Below are 24,820 nucleotides of genomic sequence, written 5' to 3'. Positions count from 1 at the left end.
CGTTGACCTTAACGCAAACCTGCTTAGCAAAGGGGGAAGTTGTGAAGAACAAACGCGACCGTACCAGCGCACCGTCTCTGGCTCGCATTCACCATGGAAGCCTGACTGGCCCCCTTCGCCCTGCGGATAGTTGAACATCTGCATCATTTCCTACCTCGTCACACAGTGTCGTTAAGAAAGTCCCTGTGCCGCCTGCGCTCCATAACGCGACTCCCGGGAGATAGCTGGCGTGCCAGCGAACAGTTCGGCCAGGCTCCGCGCAGGCCGTATGGTGATACGTATGAGATGAAACAAAGCGGCCCCTTACCGGGGCGCGTTATCAGGCGTTTTTCAGCATCCACTCGATTTCTGTTTCGGTAATCAGGCGTTCAAACTGCAGTAATTCATCATTTTTGCAGGCGTGATACACGTGGCAGAAACGCTCGCCCAGCCGCTCGCGGAGGCGATCGTTTTGCATAAACTCCCACAGCGCATCACTCTGACGAATCGGGAACGGCAGTCCGTCCTGCTCCAGACCATTGCCTTCAACCTCTTCCTGCAGCGGTAAATCGTTATCCAGCCCGTGCAGAATGCCGGCAAAAATCGCCGCCATCACCAGATACGGATTCGCGTCTGCCCCTGCCACCCGGTATTCGACTCGATGGTTATGGCGATCGCCGCAGGGAATACGCAGGGCTACCGTGCGGTTGTTGTGTCCCCATGACGCCTGCGTCGGCACATACATTCCCGGCTGGAAACGGCGGTACGAGTTGACGTTCGGTGCCAGCAGCGCCATGGACGCTGGCATCAGATCGATCATCCCGGCCAGCGCGCGTTTCAGCAGCGCGGAATCCTCGCCGCTGGCGTCCGCGAACACGTTTTCGCCTCTGTTGTTTTGCATACTGATGTGGATATGCATCCCGCTGCCCGCATGCTCTTCATACGGCTTCGCCATAAACGTGGCGTGCATCTTATGTTTTTCTGCCATCTGCCTGACGAGACGTTTTAGCGCCAGTGCATCATCACAGGCATCCAGCACGTTTTCCGTATGGTGCAGATTAATTTCAAACTGACCCGGCGAGGCCTCAGCCACTGCGCCATCGGCGGGGATCAACTGCAGCTGCGCCAGCTCATCAATATCGTTCAGCACGTCAGCAAAGTGGTTGAGATTATCAACCGAGTAGACCTGGCTTTGCGTGTTACGCACGTCGGTGCCCGGCGCGCAGGGTGGCTGCAGATAGCCCTCGGCATCGCGATTCCGATCAAGTAAATAGAACTCCAGCTCTACCGCTACCACGGGGAACAGACCGCGCTGGCGCAACTGCTGCCAGAGCCGGTTGAGTACGTTCCGCGGCTCAACGTCAAAGGGAGCGCCATCTTCATCGACCATGGTGAGCTGCACCTGACCAATGTATTCCGGGTCCGCCGCGGACGGTGTCAGGGTGCCCGGCACCGGCACACAAACACAGTCAGGCTCGCCGAGCTCCTGCCCCAGGCCCGCTTCTTCCACCACGTTACCCAGAATATCCATGGCGAACACCGACGCCGGGAAATAGCAGCCTTTTTCGAGTTTGTTCAGTCCGGCAACCGGAATACGTTTACCGCGAAAACAGCCGTTCAAATCGGTCAGGAGGACATCAATAAACTGGGTGTTCGGATACTGTTCTAAATAGCGCTTCACCTCCTGCGTAAAGGCGCTGCCCCGCCTCTCATCCGTGTAGTGAACAAAGTTCTCAACTTCTACGATATTGGTTTCCATGATTTACCACCGTTATTGGGATTTGCGTTCGCTGCTCAGGACTGTCAAATATAATGTCCACCCTATCGAATCTGTATGCAAATAAATTGTTTGTCAAATGTTAAATTAAGTTTGCAAAAGGCAGATCCCGTTGCTAGATTGAGAAAATATTGAACGAAAAGGCCGTTTTACAGGTGAAACTGGCCTAAATTTAGTCCACTTTGTGAGGGCGATCATGGAAAATATAATGAACAAGCCAGTCATTGGCGTGGTGATGTGCAGAAACAGGCTTAAGGGTCATGAGACCCAGACCCTGCAAGAAAAGTACCTGAATGCCATTATCAATGCGGGGGGCTTACCCATTGCCTTACCGCATGCGCTGGCAGAGCCAGAGTTGCTTACCACTCTGCTGCCAACCCTGGACGGGATTTACCTGCCGGGCAGCCCAAGTAACGTGCAGCCGCACCTTTATGGTGAAAACGGCGATGAGCCTGACGCCGATCCCGGGCGTGATCTTCTGAGTATGGCGCTGATTGCCGCCGCGCTCGAAAGGCGCATCCCCATTTTCGCCATCTGCCGGGGGCTGCAGGAACTGGTTGTTGCGACGGGAGGGACGCTGTATCGTCGCCTGTTCGAGCAGAATGACCTGCTTGAGCACCGGGAAGATCCTGAACTGCCGGTTGAGCTACAATACGCCCCGTCTCATGAAGTTCAGGTTCAGGAGGGAGGACTGCTGTCTCAATTAATACCAGGCTGTAACACATTTTGGGTAAACTCGTTACACGGGCAAGGTGCACGAACGTTAGGATCACGGCTTCGCGTGGAGGCCCGCTCGACGGACGGGCTGGTTGAAGCGGTCAGCGTGCATGACCATCCTTTTGCCCTCGGCGTGCAATGGCACCCCGAATGGAACAGCAGCGAGTACGCCCTGTCACGTATGTTGTTTGAAGGTTTTATCACCGCCTGTCAAAGCCACATTGCCGAGAAGCAACGACTTTGACCACTACCGTAAAGGAAATGCAACTATGAGCGATGACGGACTGGCGCCAGGGAAACGTCTGTCTGAGATCCGCCAGCAACTGGGTCTCTCGCAGCGGCGTGCCGCCGAACTGTCTGGGTTAACACACAGTGCCATCAGCACCATCGAGCAGGATAAAGTCAGTCCTGCCATCAGTACGCTTCAGAAGCTGCTGAAAGTCTATGGGCTGTCGCTCTCGGAATTCTTTTCGGAACCGGAAAAACCTGATGAACCGCAGGTGGTTATTAATCAGGAAGACCTTATCGAAATAGGCAGTCAGGGGGTTTCGATGAAGCTGGTTCACAACGGAAATCCGAACCGTACGCTGGCGATGATTTTTGAAACTTACCAGCCTGGAACCACGACCGGAGAGAGGATCAAACATCAGGGTGAGGAGATCGGTACGATACTGGAAGGTGAAATTGTGCTGACCATTAATGGCCAGCCTTATCACCTGGTTGCGGGGCAAAGCTATGCCATTAATACCGGCATACCGCACAGCTTCAGCAATACCTCGGCAGGCATCTGCCGCATTATCAGTGCCCACACCCCCACCACGTTCTGATGACCACTCAGCCCCGGCGTAAAGACTTACGCCGGGGCAAATAAAAACGATCAATGTCGGCATTTTACGGGTTAATCCCCGGGATGCCTCACGGCTTCGTATTGCCTGAAACGGCCATGCCTTTATTTATCTGATTGCGAAAGAAAGGAGTGAATATGCATTTTCAGCACCTGACTTACTGGCAGGATAAAGCAAAAAACAGTGCCATTGAGACCCGGTTATTTATTAACGGTGCCTATTGTGACGCCGCCGATAAGGCCACGTTTGAAACCGTCAACCCCGCTACCCGTCAGACGCTGGCGAATGTGGCCCGGGGCAAACAGGCGGACGTAGACCTCGCGGTTCAGGCTGCGCGTGAGGTATTTGACCGTGGCGACTGGTCGCAGGCGTCACCGGCGCAGCGCAAATACGTTCTCAATAAGTTCGCCGATTTGATGGAACGCCACGGCGAAGAGCTGGCCTTACTGGAAACCCTGGACACCGGTAAACCCATCCGCCACAGCCTGCGCGACGATATTCCCGGCGCGGCGCGCGCCATTCGTTGGTACGCCGAAGCGGCGGATAAAGTCTACGGCGAAGTGGCGCCTACGGGGCCGGACGAGCTGGCAATGATTGTGCGCGAGCCGATCGGGGTTGTCGCCGCCATCGTCCCATGGAACTTCCCGCTGCTGCTGGCCTGCTGGAAGCTGGGCCCGGCGCTGATCGCGGGCAATAGCGTGGTATTGAAACCGTCCGAAAAATCGCCCCTCACCGCCCTTCGGCTGGCCGGGCTGGCGAAAGAGGCGGGCCTGCCGGACGGCGTGCTGAATGTGATAAGCGGTTACGGCCACGAAGCGGGCCAGGCACTGGCCCTGCATCCGGACGTTGAGGTGCTGACGTTTACCGGCTCTACCCGTACCGGCAAGCAGCTGTTGAAGGACGCAGGCGAAAGCAACATGAAGCGCGTCTGGCTGGAGGCTGGCGGCAAGAGCGCCAACATTGTCTTTGCCGACTGTCCGGACCTGGACAAGGCCGTGAGCGCGACCGCCGCCGGGATTTTTTATAACCAGGGGCAAGTGTGTATCGCCGGGACCCGCCTGCTGCTTGAGGAGAGCATCGCCGATGACTTTCTGGCAAAGCTGAAAGTGCAGGCCCGCCACTGGCAGCCGGGCGATCCGCTCGATCCCGACAGCACGATGGGAATGCTCATCGACGCCGCGCACGCCGATACCGTTCACACGTTTATTCGCGAGGGCGCCCGGAAAGGTACGCTGCTGCTGGACGGGCGGGCACAATCCTGGCCTTCTGCGGTAGGTCCAACCATTTTTGTCGACATCGACCCTACCTCCCCGCTGTGCCGGGAAGAGATTTTCGGGCCTGTTCTGGTCGTCACCCGTTTTAAAACCGAAGAGGAAGCCTTAACGCTGGCCAACGACAGTGAATATGGGCTTGGCGCGGCGGTATGGACACGCGACCTCTCCCGCGCGCACCGCATGAGCCGTCGCCTGAAAGCAGGCTCGGTCTTCGTCAATAACTATAACGACGGGGATATGACCGTACCGTTTGGTGGCTATAAGCAGAGCGGCAACGGCCGCGATAAGTCTCTGCACGCGCTGGAAAAATTTACCGAACTGAAAACCATCTGGATTGCCCTGGAGCCTCAATCATGACCGAACATACCACCAGCTATTATGCGGCCAGCGCGAACGCTTACGAACCATTCCCGACGCTTAGCGAATCAATCAGCTGTGACGTGTGCGTGGTAGGCGGCGGCTATACCGGCCTCTCCTCCGCACTGCATCTCGCTGAAATGGGCTACGACGTGGTGCTCCTTGAAGGGGCGCGCATCGGCTTCGGTGCCAGCGGACGCAACGGCGGCCAGCTGGTTAACTCCTACAGCCGCGATATCGACGTGATTGAGAAAAACTATGGCCCCGATGCTGCCAAAGTCCTCGGGAGCATGATGTTTGAAGGCGGGGAAATCATCCGGGAGCGTATTCAGCGCTATCAGATCCAATGCGACTATCGTCCCGGCGGGCTGTTTGTTGCCCTGAACCATAAGCAGCTGGAGACGCTGGAAGAGCAAAAAGCCAACTGGGAACGCTACGGCAACACGCAGCTGGAGTTGCTGGATGCCAGCGCGATCCGCCGGGAAGTCGACAGCGAACGCTATACCGGCGCGCTGCTGGACCGCAGCGGGGGACATATTCATCCGCTCAACCTGGCGATCGGCGAAGCGGACGCCATTCGCCTTAACGGCGGGCGGGTGTATGAACAATCCCCGGTGACCGCCATTCAGCACACCAGCCCGGCCGTGGTAAGCACGCAGCATGGTCAGGTGACGGCCCGCTATGTGATCGTCGCCGGAAATGCCTATCTGGGCGATAAGGTCGAACCAGAACTGGCAAAACGCAGCATGCCCTGCGGCACCCAGGTGGTGACCACCGCCCCGCTGCCGGAAGAGGTCGTCCGCACGCTGATCCCCAATAACTACTGTGTTGAAGATTGCAACTACCTGCTGGACTACTACCGTCTCACCGCCGACAACCGCCTGCTGTACGGCGGTGGCGTAGTCTATGGCGCGCGCGATCCGGACGATGTCGAGCGTCTGGTGATGCCAAAGCTGTTGAAAACCTTCCCTCAGCTGGCAGGGGTCAAAATCGACTACCGCTGGACGGGCAACTTCCTGCTAACCCTGTCGCGCATGCCGCAGTTTGGTCGTCTGGATAAAAACATCTACTACATGCAGGGCTACAGCGGCCACGGCGTGACCTGCACGCACCTGGCCGGACGGCTGATTTCGGAACTGCTGCGCGGTGACGCAGAGCGCTTTGATGCGTTTGCCAACCTCCCGCACTACCCCTTCCCGGGCGGTCGCAGCCTGCGGATTCCATTTACGGCGATGGGCGCGGCGTATTACAGCCTGCGCGATCGTCTTGGCGTTTGATCATTTCGACAAAAGGGTATCTGACATGAGTAACCAGGAATTTCATCAGCGCAGACTTTCGGCCACCCCGCGCGGTGTAGGCGTAATGTGTAATTTCTTTGCCCGCACGGCGGAGAATGCTACGCTTACCGACGTGGAAGGCAATGACTATATTGATTTCGCCGCCGGGATCGCGGTACTGAATACCGGCCATCGTCATCCTGAAATGGTGGCCGCCGTGGAAAAACAGCTGCACCAGTTCACCCACACGGCCTACCAGATTGTGCCATATGAAAGTTACGTTTCCCTGGCCGAAAAACTTAACGAGCTGGCCCCGGTACAGGGCCCGGCTAAAACCGCGTTCTTCACGACGGGCGCGGAAGCGGTGGAAAATGCCATTAAAATCGCCCGGGCCCACACCGGCAGGCCTGGCGTGATTGCCTTCGGGGGAGGCTTTCACGGCCGAACCTATATGACCATGGCGTTAACCGGCAAGGTCGCGCCTTATAAGCTGGGATTTGGCCCCTTCCCCGGGTCGGTTTATCACGTACCCTATCCCTCCGAGCTGCACGGCATCACGACGCAGGATGCCATCACGGCGATAGAGCGCCTGTTCAAAGCCGATATTGAGGCGAAACAGGTAGCGGCGATTATTTTTGAACCCATTCAGGGTGAAGGCGGATTCAACGTCGCGCCGCCAGAGCTGGTGGCCGTCATCCGCCGCATCTGTGATGAGCACGGGATCGTGATGATTGCCGATGAAGTGCAGAGCGGTTTCGCCCGTACCGGTAAGCTGTTTGCCATGGACCACTACGCTGACAAGCCTGACCTGATGACGATGGCCAAAAGCCTGGCTGGCGGAATGCCGCTGTCCGGCGTGGTGGGCCGCGCTGAGATCATGGATGCACCAGCCCCCGGTGGACTCGGGGGAACCTATGCAGGCAATCCGCTTGCGGTGGCCGCCGCGCACGCGGTGCTGAATATTATCGACAACGAGTCACTGTGCGCGCGCGCCTGTCACCTGGGCGATCGACTGAGCGCCACGCTGGAGGAGATTCAGGGTACCTTCCCTGCGCTCGTGGCGATTAGAGGAAGAGGATCGATGATTGCGGCAGAGTTTTTTGATCCCGAGAGCCGTGAACCGTCGGCCGCCATCGCGCAGGCGATTCAGCAAAAGGCACTTTCCCGGGGCCTGCTGTTACTGATCTGCGGCCAGTACGGAAACGTGATCCGCTTCCTTTATCCGTTGACCATTCCGGATGCCCAGTTCACCCAGGCGCTGGCGATCCTGCAACAGGTTATGCGTGATAAGGCATAAGTGCCCACTGAGAACCGTCTCCCGGACTTCCGGAAGACGGTTTCCACGGAGGAAATGTTGGGGAATTTGGCCTGTTTCATTGTATGCTCCCTGAAACACATCCCTGGCAAGAGGAAATAAGAATTGCAAAATCCATCCGCCTATCAGTCACTTGTGAAAACCTTCCAGCGCCTCTCCCGCTTCTCGCATCTCTCCTCCATCGCCAGCTGGGACATGTTTACCATGATGCCGCCCGGCGGCAGTGCCGCGCGCGGGGAAGCGCTGGCGGAAATGAGCGTCCTGCAGCACCAGCTCCTTACCGATAAAAGAGTGGGCGAATGGCTGACCGCAGCGGCAGAGGAAGATCTGAATGACGTCGAACAGGCTAACCTGCGTGAAATGACGCGCCACTACCAGCAGGCGACCCTGCTGCCGGAATCGCTGGTTGAAGCCAAATCGCTGGCGGGCAGCAAGTGTGAGCACGCCTGGCGTACTCAGCGTCCCGCTAACGACTGGCAGGGTTTTTCCGCCAATCTAAAAGACGTCGTCAAACTCAGCCGTGAAGAAGCCCGTCTTCGCGCCGAGGCCAAAGGCTGTACCCCGTACGATGCCCTGCTGGATATTTTCGAACCGGACATGACCAGCGCGCGCCTGGACGTGCTGTTTGGTGATATGAAAACCTGGCTGCCGGACCTGCTGGCGAACGTGGTGGAAAAACAGGCTCAGCGGTCGTTCGTCCCGCCACAAGGCCCTTTCCCGACGGCTACCCAGCGTGAACTCGGACTGGAAGCCATGAAGATGCTCGGCTTCGATTTTAATGGCGGTCGTCTGGACGTCAGTGCCCACCCGTTCTGCGGCGGCGTGCCGGAAGATGTGCGTATCACCACGCGCTATGACGAGGACGAGCTGCTCAGCGCGCTGTTTGGCGTGATCCACGAAACCGGACACGCGCGCTACGAGCAAAACCTGCCGCGAGCCTGGGCAGGACAACCCGTGGCGCTGGCGCGTTCAACCGCCATCCACGAATCTCAGAGCCTGTTTTTTGAAATGCAGCTGGGACGCAGCGAGGCTTTCCTGAAGCATCTGCTCCCTGCCGTTCACGCCCGCTTTGGTAGCCAGGCCGCCTTCAGCGAAGAGAACTTTATCGCCTGGAACCAGCGCGTTAAGCCAGGTTACATCCGCGTTGATGCAGACGAAGTGAGCTACCCGGCCCACGTGGTGCTGCGCTATGAAATTGAGCGTGCGCTGATTAACGGCGAGATCGAGGTGGACGATATTCCCGCCCTGTGGGATGAAAAAATGCAGGCCTGGCTCGGGTTATCAACCAAAGACAACTATCGCAACGGCTGTATGCAGGATATCCACTGGACCGACGGTGGGTTTGGTTATTTCCCGTCATACACGCTGGGCGCTATGTATGCTGCACAGTTGTTCCATGCCGCAAAAACCGCCCTGCCGGGGCTACAGGCCTCTATCGCCGAGGGCGATTTTTCGGCGCTGTTTGAGTGGCTGCGTCAGAACATCTGGCAGCACGGCAGCCGCTTCAGCACGTCGCAATTAATCACCCAGGCGACGGGCGAAGATCTGAATATCCGCTACTTCCGCGAACATCTCACCTCGCGCTATTTGTAATAACAACGCCGGGGAGGCCCCCCGGCGTTGTACATATGGTTACACGCCGATACCAATCACTCACGGAAACCTCGAATTTACAGGGATATAGTTATTTCAACGGCCCCGCAGTGGGGTTAAATGAAAAACCAAATTCGAGGGTATGAACATGAAAAAAGTATTAGCTCTGGTTGTTGCCGCTGCTATGGGTCTGTCTTCTGCTGCGTTTGCTGCTGAAACCACTGCTGCACCAGCCGCCGCTGCGCCAACTGCAACGACCACTGCTGCGCCAGCAAAAACTGTACATCATAAAAAACACCACAAAGCCGCTAAACCTGCTGCAGAGCAGAAAGCGCAGGCCGCTAAAAAGCACCACAAAAAAGCCGCTAAACCTGCTGTAGAGCAGAAAGCCCAGGCCGCTAAAAAGCACCATAAAAAAGCCGCTAAACCTGCTGTAGAGCAGAAAGCCCAGGCCGCTAAAAAGCATCACAAAAAAGCAGTAAAACACGAAGCTGCTAAACCAGCTGCTCAGCCAGCTGCGTAAGGTACAAGCTTAACCGTGCCCTTCGGGGCACGTTGGTAAACCGGCGCTGAACCGGAAAAGGTTCTGCGCCGTTTTTTTATCCGGAGGGCGTATGCTGCGACGCTATCGGTTTGAGCTCATTCTGTTCCTGCTTATTTTATGCGCGCTCATCGCAAGCCATTTTTATCTTTCCTGATTGTAGCACGCTGATTTTACTCCCACTTTCGTGCTGTCCCGTCTATAGTATTTTCATAGGGTTCACTTTTAATAATCATAATTACCCCCACCAGAGTGTGATATGCGTAAATCTGTTGTGTTGTTGCTGGGAACGTTTGGTCTTTTTTCTGGATTTTCACAGGCGGATGATGGCGGCGATGACGCCATTAGCGCGAAAGAGCTTAAGACGCTTTTTTTCGGTCATGACGATCGTACTCGCGTCACCGACCCAACACAGGCCCCCTGGGATGCTATTGGACAACTGGAAACCGCCAGCGGCAACCTGTGCACCGCGACGTTGATCACCCCGCAATTAGCCCTGACGGCAGGCCACTGCCTGTTGACGCCCCCTAACGGAAAGCCAGACAAAGCGGTAGCCTTACGGTTTGTGTCGCAAAAAGGTGTCTGGCGCTATGAAATCCATGGCATCGAAGGCCGGGTTGATCCTTCTCTGGGTAAACGACTGAAACCGGATGGTGATGGCTGGATAGTGCCGCCCGCGGCAGCGTCATGGGATTTTGGCCTGATCATTCTGCGCTACCCGCCTTCAGGCATTACGCCACTGCCGTTATTCGACGGAGATAAAGCGGCGCTCACCGCCGCGCTGAAAGCCGCCGACCGTAAGGTCACGCAGTCAGGCTACCCGGTCGATCATCTGGATGCGCTTTACACCCATACCGACTGTGTTGTAACGGGCTGGGCACAAACCAGCGTGCTGTCGCACCAGTGCGATACATTACCGGGTGACAGTGGTTCGCCCTTGATGCTGAAAACCGATAACGGCTGGCAATTGATTGGTGTTCAAAGCTCCGCTCCGGCGGCGAAAGACCGATGGCGAGCCGATAACCGGGCCTTATCCGTCACCGGTTTTCGCGATAAGCTGGAAGCGCTGGCTCAAGAGTAAGCCAGCGCGGCTGCGGGAGAAAAAGGGGTAACGGGTTATCAGGCGAGTTTTATCATGACCATACCCGCCAGCAGCAATATCAGTCCTATCCAGCCTTTGTTATTTAACCGCTGGCCGAACAGTACCCAACCGGCGGCAAGGGTGGCGGCGATACCAAAACCGCCCCACAGCGCATAGGCCACCGAAAGATCGATACCTTTGACCGCCTGCGACAGGGCGCTGAACGCCCCCAGAACCGCGGCTATCGACATCAGGCCATAGACTTTACGACGAAAACCGTCGGAGAATTTCAGCAGAACGTTGGCGAAAATTTCCAGCACGATGGCGAAACCCAGCCAGGCCGCATGAACCCATTCAAACTGTTGCATGGTTCTGCTCCTTCTGCTGTTTGGTCGGTTTACGGGTACCTGATTTAATCAGCACAATACCCGCGACCAGCGTCGTTAACCCGGCGACTTTCATTGTTGTTAATGTTTCGTCAAATATCAGGACGCTGAAGAGTGTAATCAATAAAATACCGATCCCTTCCCACAGCGCATACGCCACACCCAGCGCAATTTTTTTCACCGCAAATGAGAGGAAAATATAGGAAAGTGAAATCATCACCAACATTAAAATAAAACCGGTATTGCCATCGCTGACGCTCGCCCACTTCATCGACAGCGTGCCGGTAATCTCAGCGATAATAGCCAGAGCGAGTAAAATCCAGTAAAACATGTTTTTCTCCTGCTTGAGAATATAATCCATCGTGGCCCGCCGCATGCGGCAAACCAAAAAAAATATGAAATTAAATCAGACAGCTAAGCGCGTAGCGCCAGCTCAGGCAGAAGAGATAACTATAGGGCGGTGCGCCAGTGTTGCTCACCAGCAACCAGGCAGAAGGAGGTGGAAAATACAGCGGTGTTGTTTGAAGAATACGTCCTGAACACATTGTCCATAAAATTACAATTATCCGCGTTGTTGCTTCTCGTCTTTGCGGATGAAAATTGTCCTCGGTAGTTAAACACGCTAAATTTGTACCATAAGCCAGGATTTTACTCAAAGTCTTTGCAATTCTTTACCCACACCGTTTGATTTTGGTTAGTTTATTGCAACGCGTTTCACCTTTATTATAAATAAAAAGCGTATTTCGGAGTCACCATGGCTAAACCCATTATTACCCTGAACGGGTTAAAAATTGTCATCATGCTGGGCATGCTGGTGATCATACTGACGGGCGTGCGATTTGCAGCCGACATCATCGTGCCCTTTATTCTGGCGCTGTTTATTGCGGTGATCCTTAACCCGCTGGTATGGCGCATGACGCGGCTACGCATCCCGCGCGTGCTGGCGATTACCCTGCTCATCAGCGTGATTATTGTTGCCATGGTATTACTGGTTGCCTATCTCGGCACCTCGCTGAATGAACTGGCGCGCACGTTACCGAAGTACCGATCGTCGCTGGCGATACCGCTGCTGCAGCTTGAACCCTGGCTGCAACGCGCAGGTATTGAAGTCTCGGTTGAGGAACTCCTTAAATATATCGACCCCAATGCGGCCATGACGATCGTCACCAGCCTGCTGGCGCAGCTTTCGAATGCCATGACCTCCATTTTTCTGCTGTTTTTAACGGTGGTGTTTATGCTGCTGGAGGTGCCTCAACTGCCGGCAAAGCTGCAGCAGATAATGGTCCGTCCGGTTGAGGGCATGGGGGCGATTCAACGCGCGCTGGACAGCGTCTCACGCTATCTGGTGCTGAAAACCGCCATTAGCCTGGTTACGGGTGGTGTCGTCTGGGTGATGCTGCTGGCGCTGGACGTCCGCTTCGCGTTCGTCTGGGGATTACTGGCCTTCGCGCTCAACTACATTCCCAACATCGGTTCCGTGCTGGCAGCGATCCCCCCTATCCTTCAGGTGCTGGTTTTCAGCGGGCTGTATGATGCGCTGGTTCTGCTGGCCGGATATCTGGCCATTAACCTGCTGTTCGGCAATATTCTTGAGCCACGGATGATGGGACGCGGGCTGGGGCTATCCACATTGGTCGTCTTTTTGTCTTTGATTTTCTGGGGCTGGCTGCTCGGTCCCGTCGGTATGCTGCTCTCCGTCCCGCTGACCATCATTGTGAAGATTGGTCTGGAACAGACCGAGGGCGGACAAAGCATCGCCGTGCTGCTGAGCGATATGAGCCAGAAATAGCGCTGACAGGAGGAATGTATAGATCCTCCTGTCTTCGCGATAAGCGCCCGAATAGTTACAAATGAAGATTCACGCCACGTGCGGCGACGGGGCTTATCCCAGCGCGTCGACTACTCGCGCCAGCCCATTGCCGGTGCGACATGTTTGAGAATGGACTCAATCACATGCGCATTGTAATCCACACCGAGCTGGTTCGGTACGGTCAACAATAACGTATCCGCTTCAGCAATCGCCTCGTCTTTTTTCAGCTGTTCGATAAGCTTGTCCGGCTCCGCGGCATAGCTGCGTCCGAAGATCGCGCGCGTTTTCTCGTCAAGATACCCCACGCTATCGCTGTCGTTGCGGCTTGCACCGAAGTACATCCGGTCACGGTCGTCCATCAGGGCAAAAATACTGCGGCTCACCGACACGCGCGGCTCACGCGTATGCCCTGCCTCTTTCCACGCCTGGCGGTACGCGCGGATCTGTTTTGCCTGCTGAATATGGAACGGCTCACCGGTTTCATCGTCTTTCAGCGTAGAACTTTGCAGATTCATGCCGAGCTTAGCGGCCCATACTGCGGTCGCATTCGAACCGGCGCCCCACCAGATACGCTCGCGCAGCCCTTCGGAATAGGGTTCCAGTCGCAGCAGCCCCGGTGGATTCGGAAACATCGGCTGTGGATTCGGCTTCGCAAATCCTTCGCCGCGCAGAACCTCAAGCAGCACCTCGGTATGACGGCGTGCCATATCTGATTCGTTTTCCCCTTCCTGCGGGACATAGCCGAAATGACGCCAGCCATCAATGACCTGCTCCGGGGAGCCGCGGCTGATGCCAAGCTGCAAACGACCGCCGGAAATCAGATCCGCCGCACCGGCATCCTCGGCCATGTACATCGGGTTTTCATAGCGCATATCAATCACGCCGGTACCGATCTCGATGGTTTTCGTTTTGGCCCCAATTGCGGCCAGCAGAGGGAACGGAGAGCTCAGCTGACGAGCAAAGTGGTGCACGCGAAAATAGGCGCCGTCCGCCCCCAGCTCTTCGGCTGCTACGGCCAGGTCGATGGACTGCAGCAGGGTGTCTGCTGCCGAGCGCGTGCCGGACTGCGGAGAAGGCGTCCAGTGACCAAACGATAAAAAGCCGATCTTTTTCATAATTCTGTGTCCTGATAATGCGTTGCGTTCTCCCTACTGTACGCATTACCTGTGGAGAATAAATGGCGTTTCTTTAACGGAATGATTCAAATAAATTGATTGAATTTTTTTCAGGTCCGTCGGGTGAAAAACGGCTGGTTATCGGTTTGATTTAACGTTACATCTCTATATCAGGACTTTTACATCGGACAGAAAATGAAAAGACGCTATGTTGTTGCGGATGTTTTTACTGATACTCCGTTTCTGGGTAACCCTGTTGCCGTCGTACTCGATGCTCAAGGCATGAACAAAGCACAAATGCAGCAGGTCGCCGTTGAATTTGGCTACAGCGAAACCACGTTCGTTTTGCCGCCAGACAATCCTTCCCATACAGCACGCGTGCGAATCTTTACGCCCTCGCGCGAGATCCCCTTCGCCGGGCACCCGAATGTTGGAACGGCTTACGTGCTTGCCCATTACGCCGCGATGAATCATCAGCGCCTGCCTGATACGCTACACTTCGAGGAAATAGCTGGTGTGGTGCCCGTTCGCCTGTTGCGCGACAACGATACGGTCACTGGCGCAGAACTCCTGGTGCCTGAGGCACTCTCGTGCCGCTCTGAAGTCAGCCCGGAAAGCGTGGCTGCCTGCTTATCCCTGAACACGGAAGATATCCGTACCGAGGTACATAGGCCTGTGGTCGCGTCGGTAGGTCTGCCCTTTCTGATAGCCGAGCTGGCTTCTCGTGAGGCGCTTCGTCGATGCGTGCCGAATTTACAGGGTTTTCGCGCGACCTTACCGCTGGATGGCGCCGTTTCCCTCTATGCCTACACCCTGGATACGAATGCTGATGAACCTCATGATGTGCAGGCCCGCATGTTTACTCCCCGCATGACAGAAGATCCTGCCACAGGCAGCGCGACTGCCGCTGCGACAGCGTTGCTGGCGTTGCACCGCAATAAAACGACGCTTAACCTTAACGTCAGTCAGGGCGTTGATATGGGACGAGCAAGCGTGCTGTTCGCGGGATACGATGCCTCGTCGGGAGAGGCGGTGGTTCGCGTTGGCGGAAATTGCGTGATGACGCTTGAAGGCACATTCTCGCTCTAGCGGAGGAAGGTCCTGTACATTTACCGTGCCTGATGGGATATATTGGCACACTATTTTTATCACAGGTAAAACCAGCAATGGCTCTGATCCCCAAAAACTACGCGAGACTTGAAAGTGGCTATCGCGAAAAAGCGTTAAAAATCTATCCCTGGGTATGCGGACGCTGCTCGCGCGAGTTTGTCTATTCCAATCTGCGCGAACTGACGGTTCACCATATCGATCACGACCATACCAACAACCCGGAAGATGGCAGTAACTGGGAGCTGTTGTGCCTGTTTTGCCACGATCACGAACATTCGAAATACACCGAAGCGGATCAGTACGGCACCACCGTGGTCGCCGGGGAAGACGCGCAAAAAGACGTGGGCGTCGCCACGTTTAACCCGTTTGCCGATTTAAAAGCGATGATGAACAAGAAGAAGTAATGCTTCAACCGCGGTGCGGGAGGCTCAGGGGGCACAGGCCCCCTTCTGCTTTACGCCGCGATCAACGCAAAACGCTCTTTCAGAATACGGGGGATGTCGTCCTCCGCCAACTGCCGGGTTTCAGTGCCCTTCGCCGTAATGGTTTTCAGCATATCCCCCAGTAAAATCTCGCGTCCCTCCGGTCGATGCTGCACCACCACACGCTTCTGCACAAAAATGGCATCCGGGTGCGTGGAGTTAAGGTAGTTGGCCGGAACGAAATCAATCCACTCCTGTGGGGTGAGATCAAAGCCGTATTGACTGGCCCATTCTCCCGCCACCTTCGCCTGAAGCAGATATTCGCCCTCAGCGCTGCAGCTAAGCCGGAACGTGTCAAAATCCTGTGCGATATCAACATCAAGCGTGTCCAGAGCCATTGGCGCACGAATGCCATAGCTGCCAAACCCGAGGTCGCAAAGCCACTGTCGGCTCTCCACCTCAGCAATTAACGCCATATGGGTTTTTGGCCGCCGTACGGGGTAGAACATCGGGCGTGCCGCCACAAAACGGTAAGGAATACCTAACGCCTCCAGCGCCATGGCAAACAGCCCGTTCACCTCATAGCAGTAGCCGCCTCGCCCCGGTGTTAACAGCTTATCGGCAATATCGTCAGGTGCCAGCGAGACAATTTTCCCCGCCTGTACATCCAGATTTTCAAACGGGATTGCAAAAAGCTGATGACGCATAAGCGCATGCAGGGTACCCGTATCGGCAGCCGCGGGGCCGGTGTAGTTTATGCGTTTGAAATACGTGGAAATATCAAAAATATCGCTGTGCATAATGCCTCCTTGTCCTGAACATGTCGGACACTATAGATGGCGTGCATTATTGGCTGTATAGTCAGTTTTATCGAAAATTAGCCTGAACAGATACCATGTCTGCCCCATCCCCGTCCTCGCCTCACTATCGCCGTATTGCGGATATGCTGCGTCTTACAATTACGTCTGGCGCGTTGCGAGCCGGTGACAAGATCATCTCCGCGCGTAAACTGGCCGAACGCGAGCATGTCAGTCTTCCGACGGCGCTGGAAGCGCTGCGCTGCCTTGAGGCCGAGGGGCTGATTGTTGCACGTCCGCGTTCAGGTTATTACATCCACCAGACAAGCCTTCCGCAGCCTGTGGAGCCTTCTCGTTCTCCGCCAGGCCCGGTTCCCGTCACCCTGTCGGCTATGGCCCGGTCGCTGTTCAGCAGTTCAGAAGCCCGTCTGGTGCCTCTGGGTGCAGCCCTGCCCGATCCTGCTTGGCTGCCGGGCGAGACGCTACAGCGGGCGTTGCACTCCGCGGGCCGACGTCTGGACGCGCACGGTCAAAGCTATAGCCTGCCGCCGGGAAGGCGTGATTTGCGAAGCAAGATTGCCGCGCGTTCTGCACAGTGGGGAGCCCGTTTCAGCGCGGATGACCTTATTATCACCGCAGGTGCGACGCAGGCGTTGCGCCTTGCGCTACGAGCCGTGTGCCAGCCCGGTGATGTGGTGGCGATTGAGCAGCCAGCCTACTTTGGTACGCTCCTGCTGCTGGAGGATTTGGGGCTGAAGGCCTTATCGATCCCCACCGATCCTGTTGAGGGCCTGCTGCTGGAACCGCTGACGAACGCCATTCGGTGCCACCGCCCGGCCGCCGTTCTGGCCTCCCCTACGGTGCAAAACCCTTTGGGCGCCAGTATGCCCGTCACGCGTAAGCAGGAACTCGTTGCCCTGCTTGACGCGGCAGATATTCCTCTCATTGAAGATGATGTTTACGGCGATCTTGTCGGCGAGGGACAACGTCCCCCAGCCTGTAAAGCGTTCGACCAGAGTGGAAATGTCATTTATTGCAGCTCCCTGTCTAAAACGCTTGCGCCCGGCTGGCGAATCGGCTGGATTGCCGCCGGACGCTACTTTCCGCAGGTTTTACAGGCCCGCATGGCCGGAGACTGGGCAGGCGCTCCGCTGCTGGAAGCCGCAACCAGCGAAGTCCTGGCGAGCGGCGATTACGATCGCCATCTGCGGCGGCTCAAGCGTCGCGTTGCGGAGGGAATAGACGCTGTCGTGGCGCGGGTCGAGGCAAGTTTTCCTCCCGGCACGCGTGTTAACGCGCCCGCCGCGGGTTACTTGCTGTGGGTAGAACTTCCTTTGCAGGTCAACGCGCTGGAGGTACATCGTCGCGCGCTGGCGCTGGGTATTGGCGTCAGCCCCGGCCCGCTGTTTTCCCCTGCCGCAGAGCTGTCTCACTTTTTGCGGCTAAACTGCGCAAACGAACCGACGCCCCGCCTGCTGAATGCCGTGGAGCGGATTGGGGCGCTGTGTTATGAACTGGCGGATGCGCGGCCGTGACGGTCTGCGGTCCTTTTTCACAAATTGAGGATTGCGCGCTCTTTAACGACAGCGTCCGGATTGGCACTTTTTATCGCGGTCAGAAAAGCCGTGAAGTTATGATTCCAGAGGGTGAGATTGTTATAAAACTGCACCTGCTTTTCATTAGCACCGTCACGGTAAATAACAATCCAGACCCGTCGGCTATTTATCTCGATATTCCCCGGCCCGATTTTAATGATAGTAGCCAGCGCAATCTTACGGGTGGCGTTGTTTTTAACTTCATATAAAAACTGGTCATCATAAAACCATGTTTTACCTGCATTCCCGCCAAAAATTGAGGGGTTAGCAGATATCTTTTTCATCCCGTTATGATCTGAAATAAGGCGCTTTGCCTGGCGAATACGTCTGACAACAAATCTTAACAGGATGAAAAGCGCAATGAGGGGCAGCGCGACTGATATCATTTTTAGGCTCTCGTACATATCCCTGCCCCGTCATACATTCTTATTAACGCCGTGAGTATAACGCGGCGATCGTTTATGACAATATCCTACCTTGCCACCGGCAAATCTGCGTACCGCGTCGTATACGCCGGTGACAGCATCTCACGCTTCATCGCCCAGGATTTCTCAATCCCCTGCCCGGCAAACCATATCTTCCCTTTGCCGGAATGGTTTACGCTGTCGATTATCTCCATCAGCGCTGCGCTATTGGCACACAGGCGGTTATCATCAAACAAATTCAGCTGGGCGACGCCGCTGCTGAAAAAATCCGCCAGCATCACCCCCGCTTTCATATAGCGATACCCGTCAAGCCATATACGCCCCAGCGCCTCCGTGGCAGCACGGATGATATCGCGCGTGTCATTAGTGGGTGTCATCAGGGTGACTGAGGCCTGGTTGCCGTAATAAATTTCGTTGTCGGCATGCGGGCTGGTGCGCACAAACACGCTGATAAAGCGGCAATACTGATGCTCGCCGCGCAGTTTTTCGGCGGCACGCTCCGCGTAGGCACAAATGGCCTGGTGCATCTCTTCGTATTGCGTAATACGGTGTCCAAACGAACGACTACAGATAATTTGCTGCTTCGTCGGGGTAAACTCTTCCAGATCAAGACAAGGCTCACCGCGAAGCTCGCGCGCCGTGCGTTCCATTACCACGTTAAAATGTTTGCGAATGACCCAGGAGGATGCTTCCGCCAGCTCCAGCGCCGTGGTAATCCCCATGGCGTTGAGTTTTTTCGTGATGCGTCGCCCGACACCCCACACTTCCTCTACCGGCACCTTCGCCAGCAGCTTACGCTGCCGTTCGCGATCCGATAGATCGACCACGCCGCCGGTGGCAGACCACCGCTTCGCCGCATAGTTGGCCAGCTTCGCCAGCGTTTTGGTCGGGGCAATACCGACCCCAACGGTCAACCCCGTATTTTTAGCGACCTGGTTGCGCATCTGATGGCCAAAAACCTCCAGCGACATGCAGCGGCTGACGCCCGACACGTTCACGAAGGCTTCATCAATCGAGTAGATCTCAATTGCCGGAGCAAGATCGGTCAGCGTTTGCATCACCCGGCTGCTGAGATCGGCATACAGCGCATAGTTCGAGCTAAAAACATACACCCGCGCCGGATAACCCTTCTCCTTGAATTTAAAGTAGGGCTCACCCATTTTTATGCCGAACTGTTTGGCCTCCCGCGACAGCGAAATAATGCAGCCGTCGTTGTTCGAGACCACCACGATGGGTTTGCCCTCCAGATCGGGGCGAAACACCCTCTCGCAGGAGGCATAAAAGCTATTCACATCAACCAGTGCGAACATGTTTATACGTTTTGAGGGTGTGAGTGACAACGCCGAAGATTTGTAGCTCCTCTTCTGACTGGAAGGTAATCGGCTGATAGCGGGCATTATGCGGCAGCAACCTCAAAACCGGACGGGTCTGTAGCTCTTTCACCGTAAACTCACCGGCAACCGACGCCACGACGATATCCCCATGTTCGGCATTTAACGAACGATCGACCACCAGCAGATCGCCGTCGCCGATCCCAGCCCCAATCATCGAGTCACCACTCACTTTTATAAAGTAGGTCGCACTAGGGTGCCTGACCGCCAGCCGGTTAAGATCGAGACGATCCTCCACATAATCCTGCGCCGGGCTGGGGAAGCCGCAGGCGACGCGCTCCAGAAAGAGAGGTAATTCAATGACTTGATTAGAGTGATAAGAAAAGAGAGTGCCCATAAATGCTTTCCTGCCGTAATACTGTATATAAATACAGTATTACGGATTATGGGCCAGGATCAAGATGCTTTCCGGCGGTGAAGCCGAACGTATTGAAGTTTGAACGGATTTAGTTCAACGATCGGCCTACCAGCGTATTCAGCGTTTCCAGAGCGTCAGGCGGCAGTTGCAGTTCTCCTGCTGCGAGATTTTGCCGCAAATGCGCCACGGAAGAGGTGCCGGGGATCAGCAGAATATTCGGGGAACGTTGCAGCAGCCATGCCAGCGCAACCTGCATCGCGGTTGCGCCAAGGGAATCCGCGACGGCCTGCAGATCGCTGGATTGCAGTGGCGTAAAGCCGCCCAATGGGAAAAACGGCACATAGGCAATCCCCTGCTGCGCCAGTAAATCCACCAGCGCATCGTCGCCGCGGTTCACTATGTTGTACATGTTCTGCACGCAGACAACAGGCACCATCTTCTGCGCTTCCGCAACCTGAGTGGCCGTGACATTGCTCAGACCAATGTGGCGTACCAGCCCTTGCTGCTGTAACTCTGCGAGGGTGGAAAGCGGTTCAGCAATCGATCCTTCTGCCGGGCCATGAGCGCTAAACATGATCCGCAGATTCACCACATCCAGTACATCCACCTGCAGATTACGCAGGTTATCATGCACCGCCTGAGTCAGCTCCTGCGCGGAAAAGGCCGGCAGCCAGGCACCTTTATCGTTGCGGCGGGCCCCGATCTTGGTGACGATAGTGAGATCGTCCCGGTACGGATGAAGCGCCTCGCGGATCAGCTGATTGGTCACATGGGGACCATAAAAATCGCTGGTATCGATATGATTCACCCCCGCCGCCACGGCTTCGCGTAACACCTCCAGCGCGGCATTTTTATCTTTCGGAGGGCCAAATACGCCCGGTCCGGCAAGCTGCATCGCGCCGTACCCCAGTCGTTTAACCGTCCGCGTACCGAGCGCGTACGTCCCGCTTTTATCAATGCTGCTCATGTTGACCTTCCTCATAAAAATGATCCGGATTTACAACAGGTTCCTGACCGGAGCCCTTCGTTAAGCGCGAGTTAAATTAAAGTTTAAATTCTATACGACGATAGTATTGGTGTACCTCTGCCTCTTCTCTAACGGACGACCGCTATGCTGAAAAATCTGCACGTGATTACCGGTATTATCTTTGCCCTCACCATATTCTGTCTGCTGCAAGTTGTCACGGGAGGGTTGTTCTACTCCGCCGTCAGCAACGATCGCCATAACTTCCAGAACTCCGGCGTGCTCAATGCCCAGCAGGAAAATCTGAGCGACAGCGTAAACACGCTGGTAAAAACGCGCGTCACCGTGACCCGCGTGGCGATCCGCTACCTGAAAAACCAGCGCGATCCGGCTTCCCTTGCCGCGATCAACAAACTGCTTGATACCGCAAGTAACTCGCTGGCTAAAGCAGAAACCTATAACAAAGCGTGGCAGAAACTGCCGCAGGTTAACGGCCAGAATGCGGCGTTAACTGACGAGATGCAAAAATCCTGGAATCAGATGCATGAGGTCATGCGTTTGTCGATTCAGTATCTTCGCGCCGACAACTACCAGGCCTATGGCGATCTGGATGCTCAGCAGGCTCAGGATGATATGGAAGCGGTCTACAACCGCTGGCGCGCCGAAAACAACACGCTGCTGAAAGCGGCAACCGAAGAGAACCAAAGCAGCTTTACGCAAATGCAGTGGACGCTGGCAGTCATTTTCCTGGCCGTTATCGCCGTGCTGGTGGTCATCTGGCAGGGGTTACAACACCTGCTGTTAAAACCACTCAACACCATTATGAACCATATTCGCGCCATTGCGGGGGGCGACCTGACGCAGAATATCGCGCTCTCTGGCCGCAATGAAATGGGTCAACTGGCCGCAGGCCTGCATGAGATGCAACAATCTCTGGTGACTACCGTCAGCGCCGTGCGCGGCAGTACCGACTCCATCTACACCGGCGCAGGTGAAATTGCCGCAGGCAGCAACGATCTTTCCGCTCGCACCGAAGAGCAGGCCGCCTCGCTCGAAGAGACGGCCGCCAGCATGGAAGAGCTGACCGCGACGGTTAAACAGAACTCCGATAACGCCCGTCAGGCTACGTTACTGGCGAAGAATGCCTCTGAAACCGCAGCACGTGGTGGCCACGTCGTGGATAACGTGGTTCGCACCATGACCGAAATTGCCGACAGTTCCCAGCAGATTGCCCACATTACTGGCGTGATTGACAGCATCGCGTTCCAGACCAATATTCTGGCGCTTAACGCCGCGGTAGAAGCCGCACGCGCCGGGGAACAGGGGCGTGGTTTTGCGGTCGTCGCAGGCGAAGTCCGTACGCTGGCGAGCCGCAGTGCACAGGCGGCGAAAGAGATCAAAGGGCTTATCGAGAACTCCGTCAGCCGGGTGAATACCGGTTCTGAGCAGGTTAGCGAAGCGGGCGCGACCATGAAGGAGATTGTCGCCGCCGTGACCCGCGTAACCGATATCATGGGTGAGATTTCGTCGGCCTCCGATGAGCAGAGCCGCGGTATTGAACAGGTGAGCCTGGCCGTTTCGCAAATGGACAGCGTGACGCAGCAAAACGCCGCGCTGGTGCAGCAGTCCGCGACGGCGGCGGCGGCACTGGAAGATCAGTCCGAACAGCTGCGTCAGGCTGTGGCCGCGTTTCGTCTGAACGGAAAAGAACACGCGGTCGCCTCACGTCCGGCAAATGTGAAAACGCCGCAGCTACTGCGTCCGGCAACGGCTAACGCCACGCCTGACAGTCACTGGGAAACCTTCTGAGTCACAGGCGGGCGATCGCCTCGCCTCGCCCGCGAAAACCGCCTTAACGGCTGCGCTTGGCGTGCCGTTCCCAGTTCTCCTGTTTCGCTTCATCGGATTTCCGCAGTGAAACGTAACATGCCCCGCTGCCGCCGTGATGCGGCAGCGCCACGCAGAAAGCCTGCACTTCCTCGAACTCAGTTAACCAGCGTGCCAGATAGCTGCGCACCACATTGGGATGCGAATTCTGTTCGCGCCCTTTCCCGTGAATGATGATCAGGTTACGTAATCCGTCACGACGGGCCTGACTGATAAAGGAATACAGCATCTGTCGGCAGCGTTCGGCGGGCTGACGCAACAGGTTTAAGCTGGCCTGTCGGTCGTATTTCCCCGAACGCAGCTTCTCTATAACGCCCTGCTGTACCCCTTCGCGCTGGAACGCCAGCGGTTCTTCAAGGGGCAGGAGTTCCAGAAACCCCAGCGTCAGAAAGTTGTCCAGCTGTTCAGTATCCATCTCCTGCCGCGCCCGTGCGTTTCTCATCGGCTGCCAGTGGATATCCGAGCAGCGCTTCATGGGCTGGACATCCTCCATGGCGTCAAGAAAAAGTGATTTGTCGTCAGGGTTCATGGGGATCCTCCGGCTACTTCTGAGGGAGGTACTATACCTGTGCCAGACATGTGTCTCAATAACCGTCATCGGCCCACTCACGGCATATATATTTACCCGGCGAATATATAATAAGGGTGATACGCACTTAAACCAGACTTAACTAAAACTTCAGTGAAGGTAAAATAAGTGATTTACGTTAAAAATTCGTGAAATCAATCACTCGTCAACCTGTCTTTTTTCGGAAAAGGTGTTATAACTAAATAAACCTGCCCCATGGAAATAATACTCAGGACTGGCAAAAGGACGTACTGCTGTGTGTACTGTAGGGTCTGTCTGATGTCGGGCAGACTCTGTTTTTTTATTTTGAATTTTCCGCTGCATCTATTTTTCTCGCTTCCCTTCTGAATTGCGTAATTAAGGATTCGGCAAGAGGTGTCTGACGTGAATCACGTCGCTGAATTAAATAATACGCGGCTTTTGGAAGCGATTCGACAACCGGCAGAATGACGAGACGGTGCGCCAGAAGCGGGTCAGAGCCCAACTCCTGCGGCAGGATACTTAAAAAATCACTTTGCGCAACCAGGCTTATACAGGACGAAAATGTTTCACACACCACCCCAATTCGCGGTATTTGCGAGCGGTGGCGAAATAGATCTTCTAATTGCTTATAATAGCTTCCCCGCGGCGTCGGCATTGTCCAGTTATAATGCAAAAGTTCATTAATGGATGTTGCCCCTGTCGCCGGATGCCCTTCCCGGCAAAATACCGCAAACGGTTTTTCAAACAACTTTTCGAACGTAAATTCATGGTCGTAAGGCCCCTGATAATAGGTGTTAATGGTGAAATCCAGCTCACCCTGGCGTAATTCATTGATCATCGACACCAGCTGCCCTTCCATAATCCGCACCTTGACCTGGGAGTGTTGTGCATGAAAGCGCGTAATAACGGCGGGCATCAGGCTGCGTGAAACGCTGGCGCCCATCCCGATATTGATCTGCCCGGCCAGTTCCCCCTGCCGCTGGCGAATATCATCCTGCGCCGCACGCAACTCTTCCAGAATCAGTCTGGCGCGCTGGTAGAAGCCCTCGCCACACTCGGTCAAGGCAACACCTTTACTCCGGCGCACAAAAAGCTGTGCCGCCATACCCTCTTCCAGCTCTTTGATCGATTTGGTCAGCGCTGGCTGCGAAAGATTCAGCGTCCTGCTGGCACCGCGAATACTGCCCTGACGCGCGACTTCAACAAACGCCCGGATTTGATGAAATTTAATCTGAAATGTCATAGCCCGACCGA

Annotated in this window: 24 protein-coding genes; 13 read left to right on the top strand and 11 right to left on the bottom strand. The window is 55.6% G+C overall.

The window, feature by feature from the left end:
• Positions 1–319: 319 nt before the first annotated feature.
• The gene (locus ACMGGM_RS00970) at positions 320–1,738 is read right to left on the bottom strand and encodes a glutamine synthetase family protein (protein WP_045282043.1); all 1,419 of its coding nucleotides are present in this window, start codon (positions 1,736–1,738) and stop codon (positions 320–322) included.
• 226 nt (positions 1,739–1,964) lie between these two features.
• On the opposite strand from ACMGGM_RS00970, the gene puuD reads away from it, so the two are divergent.
• The 8 genes from puuD to ACMGGM_RS00930 all read left to right on the top strand — a co-directional run bounded on the left by puuD (position 1,965) and on the right by ACMGGM_RS00930 (position 10,756).
• Positions 1,965–2,717 carry a gamma-glutamyl-gamma-aminobutyrate hydrolase gene (puuD, locus tag ACMGGM_RS00965; RefSeq protein ID WP_197061808.1) on the top strand — a complete coding sequence of 251 codons (753 nt, stop codon included), beginning with the start codon at positions 1,965–1,967 and terminating at the stop codon, positions 2,715–2,717.
• 25 nt (positions 2,718–2,742) lie between these two features.
• Positions 2,743–3,300 (top strand): HTH-type transcriptional regulator PuuR, encoded by a 558-nt coding sequence (gene puuR / locus ACMGGM_RS00960; protein ID WP_013096835.1) that lies wholly within the window; start codon positions 2,743–2,745, stop codon positions 3,298–3,300.
• Between the two features lie 155 nt (positions 3,301–3,455).
• Positions 3,456–4,949 carry an aldehyde dehydrogenase PuuC gene (puuC, locus tag ACMGGM_RS00955; protein WP_047626306.1) on the top strand — a complete coding sequence of 498 codons (1,494 nt, stop codon included), beginning with the start codon at positions 3,456–3,458 and terminating at the stop codon, positions 4,947–4,949.
• Positions 4,946–6,226 carry an NAD(P)/FAD-dependent oxidoreductase gene (locus ACMGGM_RS00950; RefSeq protein WP_014883627.1) on the top strand — a complete coding sequence of 427 codons (1,281 nt, stop codon included), beginning with the start codon at positions 4,946–4,948 and terminating at the stop codon, positions 6,224–6,226. The genes puuC and ACMGGM_RS00950 overlap by 4 nt, the downstream gene beginning before the upstream one ends.
• A gap of 25 nt (positions 6,227–6,251) precedes the next feature.
• Positions 6,252–7,523, top strand: coding sequence for a 4-aminobutyrate transaminase (gene puuE, locus ACMGGM_RS00945; protein ID WP_063943078.1), 1,272 nt, complete (start codon positions 6,252–6,254; stop codon positions 7,521–7,523).
• 123 nt (positions 7,524–7,646) lie between these two features.
• A complete protein-coding gene (locus ACMGGM_RS00940; protein ID WP_063943076.1) occupies positions 7,647–9,134 on the top strand; it encodes a carboxypeptidase M32 in 1,488 nt (495 codons plus the stop codon).
• 148 nt (positions 9,135–9,282) lie between these two features.
• A complete protein-coding gene (asr, locus tag ACMGGM_RS00935) occupies positions 9,283–9,657 on the top strand; it encodes an acid resistance repetitive basic protein Asr (RefSeq protein ID WP_014883624.1) in 375 nt (124 codons plus the stop codon).
• Between the two features lie 277 nt (positions 9,658–9,934).
• Complete coding sequence (locus ACMGGM_RS00930) at positions 9,935–10,756, top strand: trypsin-like serine peptidase (RefSeq protein WP_014883623.1); 822 nt, start codon at positions 9,935–9,937, stop codon at positions 10,754–10,756.
• A gap of 38 nt (positions 10,757–10,794) precedes the next feature.
• Here ACMGGM_RS00930 and mdtI read toward each other — a convergent pair whose 3' ends face one another.
• Positions 10,795–11,124: a multidrug/spermidine efflux SMR transporter subunit MdtI gene (gene mdtI / locus ACMGGM_RS00925; RefSeq protein WP_014883622.1), complete on the bottom strand. Its 330-nt coding sequence runs from the start codon at positions 11,122–11,124 to the stop codon at positions 10,795–10,797.
• On the bottom strand, positions 11,111–11,473 hold the full coding sequence (gene mdtJ / locus ACMGGM_RS00920) for a multidrug/spermidine efflux SMR transporter subunit MdtJ (protein WP_014883621.1): 363 nt from the start codon (positions 11,471–11,473) through the stop codon (positions 11,111–11,113). The genes mdtI and mdtJ overlap by 14 nt, the downstream gene beginning before the upstream one ends.
• Positions 11,474–11,896: 423 nt before the next feature.
• Here mdtJ and ACMGGM_RS00915 point away from each other — a divergent pair, with 423 nt between their 5' ends.
• On the top strand, positions 11,897–12,931 hold the full coding sequence (locus ACMGGM_RS00915; RefSeq protein ID WP_063943074.1) for an AI-2E family transporter: 1,035 nt from the start codon (positions 11,897–11,899) through the stop codon (positions 12,929–12,931).
• A 110-nt stretch (positions 12,932–13,041) separates the two neighbouring features.
• Here ACMGGM_RS00915 and ACMGGM_RS00910 read toward each other — a convergent pair whose 3' ends face one another.
• On the bottom strand, positions 13,042–14,067 hold the full coding sequence (locus ACMGGM_RS00910) for an LLM class flavin-dependent oxidoreductase (RefSeq protein ID WP_014883619.1): 1,026 nt from the start codon (positions 14,065–14,067) through the stop codon (positions 13,042–13,044).
• A gap of 195 nt (positions 14,068–14,262) precedes the next feature.
• On the opposite strand from ACMGGM_RS00910, the gene ACMGGM_RS00905 reads away from it, so the two are divergent.
• Positions 14,263–15,156, top strand: a complete 894-nt coding sequence (locus tag ACMGGM_RS00905) for a PhzF family phenazine biosynthesis protein (protein ID WP_014883618.1) — start codon at positions 14,263–14,265, stop codon at positions 15,154–15,156.
• A 77-nt stretch (positions 15,157–15,233) separates the two neighbouring features.
• The gene (yajD, locus tag ACMGGM_RS00900; RefSeq protein ID WP_006808895.1) at positions 15,234–15,581 is read left to right on the top strand and encodes an HNH nuclease YajD; all 348 of its coding nucleotides are present in this window, start codon (positions 15,234–15,236) and stop codon (positions 15,579–15,581) included.
• Positions 15,582–15,631: 50 nt separating this feature from the next.
• Here the strand turns inward: yajD and ACMGGM_RS00895 are convergent, their stop codons facing one another.
• Positions 15,632–16,399 (bottom strand): arylamine N-acetyltransferase family protein, encoded by a 768-nt coding sequence (locus ACMGGM_RS00895; protein ID WP_063943072.1) that lies wholly within the window; start codon positions 16,397–16,399, stop codon positions 15,632–15,634.
• 95 nt (positions 16,400–16,494) lie between these two features.
• Here ACMGGM_RS00895 and ACMGGM_RS00890 point away from each other — a divergent pair, with 95 nt between their 5' ends.
• Complete coding sequence (locus tag ACMGGM_RS00890; protein ID WP_063943070.1) at positions 16,495–17,931, top strand: PLP-dependent aminotransferase family protein; 1,437 nt, start codon at positions 16,495–16,497, stop codon at positions 17,929–17,931.
• Positions 17,932–17,948: 17 nt separating this feature from the next.
• Here ACMGGM_RS00890 and ACMGGM_RS00885 read toward each other — a convergent pair whose 3' ends face one another.
• The 4 genes from ACMGGM_RS00885 to ACMGGM_RS00870 form a co-directional block, all read right to left on the bottom strand.
• Positions 17,949–18,395: a hypothetical protein gene (locus ACMGGM_RS00885; protein WP_063943068.1), complete on the bottom strand. Its 447-nt coding sequence runs from the start codon at positions 18,393–18,395 to the stop codon at positions 17,949–17,951.
• Between the two features lie 68 nt (positions 18,396–18,463).
• Positions 18,464–19,726: a translesion error-prone DNA polymerase V subunit UmuC gene (gene umuC, locus ACMGGM_RS00880; protein ID WP_063943066.1), complete on the bottom strand. Its 1,263-nt coding sequence runs from the start codon at positions 19,724–19,726 to the stop codon at positions 18,464–18,466.
• On the bottom strand, positions 19,710–20,144 hold the full coding sequence (gene umuD / locus ACMGGM_RS00875) for a translesion error-prone DNA polymerase V autoproteolytic subunit (protein ID WP_014883613.1): 435 nt from the start codon (positions 20,142–20,144) through the stop codon (positions 19,710–19,712). Before umuD ends, umuC begins: the two co-directional genes overlap by 17 nt.
• 109 nt (positions 20,145–20,253) lie before the next feature.
• Complete coding sequence (locus tag ACMGGM_RS00870) at positions 20,254–21,132, bottom strand: aldo/keto reductase family oxidoreductase (RefSeq protein ID WP_023337208.1); 879 nt, start codon at positions 21,130–21,132, stop codon at positions 20,254–20,256.
• Positions 21,133–21,276: 144 nt separating this feature from the next.
• On the opposite strand from ACMGGM_RS00870, the gene tcp reads away from it, so the two are divergent.
• Positions 21,277–22,938 (top strand): methyl-accepting chemotaxis citrate transducer, encoded by a 1,662-nt coding sequence (gene tcp, locus ACMGGM_RS00865; RefSeq protein WP_023337207.1) that lies wholly within the window; start codon positions 21,277–21,279, stop codon positions 22,936–22,938.
• A 43-nt stretch (positions 22,939–22,981) separates the two neighbouring features.
• On the opposite strand, the gene smrA is transcribed toward tcp, so the two are convergent.
• Together smrA and ACMGGM_RS00855 are read right to left on the bottom strand one after the other, a co-directional pair.
• Positions 22,982–23,545, bottom strand: coding sequence for a DNA endonuclease SmrA (smrA, locus tag ACMGGM_RS00860; protein WP_014883610.1), 564 nt, complete (start codon positions 23,543–23,545; stop codon positions 22,982–22,984).
• 340 nt (positions 23,546–23,885) lie between these two features.
• Entirely contained in the window at positions 23,886–24,809 is a 924-nt protein-coding gene (locus ACMGGM_RS00855; RefSeq protein ID WP_063943064.1) for a LysR family transcriptional regulator, read from the bottom strand.
• Positions 24,810–24,820 lie beyond the last annotated feature (11 nt).

The sequence above is a fragment of the Enterobacter sp. BNK-14 genome (assembly GCF_047456095.1).
Lineage (GTDB): Bacteria > Pseudomonadota > Gammaproteobacteria > Enterobacterales > Enterobacteriaceae > Enterobacter > Enterobacter kobei.
This window is presented reverse-complemented; position numbering and strand designations above follow the sequence as displayed.